Here is a 4,075-nt window from a genome sequence, read left to right on the forward strand (position 1 = left end):
CATCTGTGGAGAGCTTTGTAACGCTTCTCTTAAGTATATAAGAACCCCACTGCTTTAGCTGTGGGAGTAGTCAGTTTCTCCAGTAAAGGCACTTAAAATATCTGTAATATGAACAGGATAGAAATTTGCCTTACATTCCCCAGCTGTTGCCTTGGCTATAAATGTTTTTCCACATCCAGATGGGCCATAGAGAAGAACGCCACCGCCTACCTTTTTTCGAAATTTAGCGAACAAGCATAGATTACTAACTTGGTAGCTTCTTGTCCTGTCTACATCATTGCTTGTTAAACTAGGTTCATAAAGATTTTCCATACTCTGATCAAGCTCCCTAATTTCCCATTAATATCCTAGTAATAGTTTTATTATGCATTATATCCCTCTAAACTGGAAAATGCTTCTTTTCCTATTAATATAAAACAGTACATAGTACTATTTAAATGCTTAGAAGGTGTATTGTTTAGGTTATTTATTAATTTTAGTGTGAATTCAAAGTAAATTAAAAATCTATGTAGTATAAAAATCAAAATATTATTATTTTTAGTATTGAAATGGGGAGGAAATACACTTTTTAGAAATATTCTATAAAACGAAGAAAATATTAAAAATCTAGCCGATATAATTTAATAGATGATAGAGGAGGTATGAAATTTGAATAAAAAAATATTTTTCACAGCTGCAGCAGCTATACCAGCAGCCCTTATTGTACCAACAGTTGCAGGAGCGGCGGGAGCCGATACAGTTTCAGTCTCAGGACAAAATATAGTAAATGAAACTTTAAAAGCTTCTATTGAAAACTTACCTGCAAATTCGATTGTAAATGGTTATCAGTGGTACTATGTAGATAATACTAAAGATACAACGAATAAACCAATCTCTGGTGCAACATCAGCATCATTTACAATACCAGTTGAAGCGGCTGGCAAAACAATTTTCGTGGAAGCGACTACAACGAAAGATGAAAAGTATAAGAGTGAACCTCGTACTATCAATGAACTGCAACTTTCAATAACTGCACCAAAAATTGAAAGTAGTTCAAGTTATGCAGTACCAGGTGAATCGGTAATAGTAGCCGGCGCAAATGTGACCGATAAAGCAGGGGCAAAGTTACAAAGTAGTCAAATTACATATAGCTATCAATGGTTTTATAAAGTGGGTGATTCCTTCACTATTATTGATGGAGCTACTAGCAGCACATATACAATTCCCAAAGATGCATTAGACAAAGGCATGAAAGATATTATAGTTAAAGCGAAGGCAAAGGTAGGAACTTCTTTTGTAGAATCTGATGTTTCTGATGTGATAACAGTATCTAAAGAGCCAATTGATTCTATGATTAAAGAAATTAAAACGCTACTAATAAATGACAACAAATATAATGTAACAAGTCTAGAAGCTTTTAAGGCAGAAGTAACTGCATTAGAAAGTAAATATGAGGCACTATCATCTCCGGCAAAGGCGAATGTGACAAATTATAATGTATTAAAGAGAGCAATTGCTGATGTAGACGTATTAAGCAAGTTAAATGAGAAAGTGGATAAGGTTAATGAGGTTAATGAAAAAGACCTACCAAACTATTTAAAAGAAATTGATGAGGCTTATGATAAGTTGGATTTATTACAACGCAGCTTAGATATAAATGATGCCTTATATAATAGTATTAAGAACATTTTAAAAGATCCAACAGATATCGAAGAATTTACTGAAGTTAGAAGACTAAATCAGGAAATTGTTGCATTATTAACTTATGAAAATTCCTTTGTTAAGTACGTACCTACTAGCATTGAATCTTTACAAACAGCAGTTGAAACAATTGAAAAGGATATAGCAAAATTATCTCAAAATTACCGAGCAACTGTTCAAAATCAAACAATTTTAAGTGATGCCAAGCAGGACATTAAAAAAGCTGAACAATTTATTAAACTTTTTGAAAAGCTGTCATCGAATAATTCACCTAGCAAACAGGTGACTACAGCAAAATCAATACGTTCGTCTTATGAAAAGCTTACTTATAAACAATTACAACTAGTGCCAGAAAAATATGTTAATAGATTACTTGAAGCAGAAAACGCAGAAGATAGTCAAATAGACAGATTAAATATCGAGATAGAAAGCTATGTAGGCGATGTGGATGACAGTTACCCAATAGATCCGTCAGTAAATTCTTGGCAGGGCCATGTCAACAATGTAAATCGTATTATTAATGAATATAAGGGCTTAACGAAAACTTCAGTGGCTAAAATTGTCGGATATGAAAGCATTGTAACCTTGCAAAAGGATTTTAAAACAGCTGAAAAAATTATTAAGGACATGGATGCCTATCAAAAGCTTTCAGAAACGCCAGGGGTAGCTGAAAGTAAGCTGAAATCTAGCTATACCAATATATTGAAAGCTTATAATAAGTTAACTAGTCTACAACAATCACTTGTTTATAATGCAAACGATTTTTTATTAAATACACCAAATATTACAGTTGATGTAAATGGTAAGGAACCTGCTGATAAAGCTGCTGCAGTAGCTTTGAAGGCTGACGTTGCAAAGTTTTCTGACGTAACAAAATATTCATTTGCACAGTTTGAAACTGCTGTTAATGCAGCGACGGCAACATATAAAAACCTATCTTCCTCTGCAAGAAAGTATGTAACAAACTATTATTTATTAACAGCTGCTAGTAAAGATCTCTCTGGTGTTAAGTCATTCCATAAAAAAGTGCAAACTGCACGAGAGGAAACAGATGCTACGAAACAAGCAAAAAAAATTCAAACAGTACAAACAGCTTATGCTAAGCTACCTGCAAATCAACAGCATTTAGCTAAACAGCAATATGAAGATTTGCTCAATAATCGTTTAGTAGATGGGAATGCACCAGACATTACAAAATTAAATAATGAAATTGCAACCATTGTTTCAAATGATACTTATACAGTTTCAATGGAAAAAATTAAGGAACTTTCAACTCAATATAATAAGTTGAGCTCTAGTGATAAAAAACGTATTACGAATGCTTCCATCTTAACAACAGCGGTTTCTGATGTGAAAAAAGTAGAATCATTTATCAAGACGTATGAAAAATCATTTAATAGTAACCCAGCAACTGTTATCAAAGCTTTTGCTAAGCTTACATCCAAACAAATGAGTTTAGTAAGTCCAGAAATACGACAATCTATTATTGATAAAGATAAAGATCAACAACAATCTAACGAAAATGCTTTAAAGTTAGTAGAATCCATTAATTCATTGCTTGTAAATGGTGAATATATTGATGACTTGGAGACTAAAGTCAAAGAAATTCGTACAGCATATGATGATCTTGGTGCTTCTGAAAAGAGCGTCGTGAAAAATTATTCTAAGCTAACACAGGCCGAGAGTGACTTGAAGAAGGTAGCCGATGTTCATGCTCTTTACGTACCTTCGACAGAGGGTAATGAAACGGCTCGGAAAGCTTGGCAAACTGCCTATGGTAAGCTCTCGAAAAAATTAGAAATTCTATATAAGAAAATGTATGCAAACGATTTATAAAAAAAATATTTAAAGCCAAACCCCGAATAACGAAATTTATTCGGGGTTTTAGTGTTGAAAAACTATTGTGTCAATGAAGTTCAGGTGTTCTAATAAATAGCTCTTTTGCAAAACGAATTGTTGATTTCCGTTCCGACTGAGCGCTTTGTTGCTGCCGCTACGCTTTCGCACAGACAAAACCCAGTTGCTGCCGCTACGTTAGCACTACGCTTTCGCACAGAAAACATCCGCTTCGCTGCAGGGTCTCGGGCCAACACGACGTTGGTCACGAAGGCGTTATCACAGGATGTGATGGTTTTAGCCTTCGTTCCTCTACCGCTGATCCCCAAGGAGTCGCCCAGTCCCCACTCCAATCAACAATTCATGTAGTATGTATCTTCTGGCAGATCATTCTAATTTATAGTGAAGAAACAAAACTTCAGCAAAATGTGTTTTGTGGGAAAGTAAACCGGCAGCAGCAAGGTTTTTTCACTGTGCGAAAGCGAAGCGACAGCAGCAAGGTTTTTTCACTGTGCGAAAGCGAAGCGACAGCAACAAGGTTTTTTCACTGTGCGAAAGC

General features: G+C 34.9%; 2 protein-coding genes and 1 pseudogene. 1 reads left to right on the forward strand and 2 read right to left on the reverse strand.

What is annotated here, in order from left to right; all coding sequences use genetic code 11:
* Positions 1–69: 69 nt before the first annotated feature.
* Positions 70–234, reverse strand: a pseudogene (locus tag AN161_RS29195) (AAA family ATPase); the annotation flags it as partial.
* Between the two features lie 414 nt (positions 235–648).
* On the opposite strand from AN161_RS29195, the gene AN161_RS25040 reads away from it, so the two are divergent.
* Positions 649–3,516, forward strand: a complete 2,868-nt coding sequence (locus tag AN161_RS25040; RefSeq protein WP_053597038.1) for a hypothetical protein — start codon at positions 649–651, stop codon at positions 3,514–3,516.
* 89 nt (positions 3,517–3,605) lie between these two features.
* Here AN161_RS25040 and AN161_RS29200 read toward each other — a convergent pair whose 3' ends face one another.
* Positions 3,606–3,845, reverse strand: a complete 240-nt coding sequence (locus tag AN161_RS29200) for a hypothetical protein (protein ID WP_143115067.1) — start codon at positions 3,843–3,845, stop codon at positions 3,606–3,608.
* Between the last annotated feature and the right edge of the window lie 230 nt (positions 3,846–4,075).

The sequence above is a fragment of the Lysinibacillus sp. FJAT-14222 genome (genome assembly GCF_001278875.1).
GTDB classification, from domain to species: domain Bacteria; phylum Bacillota; class Bacilli; order Bacillales_A; family Planococcaceae; genus Lysinibacillus; species Lysinibacillus agricola.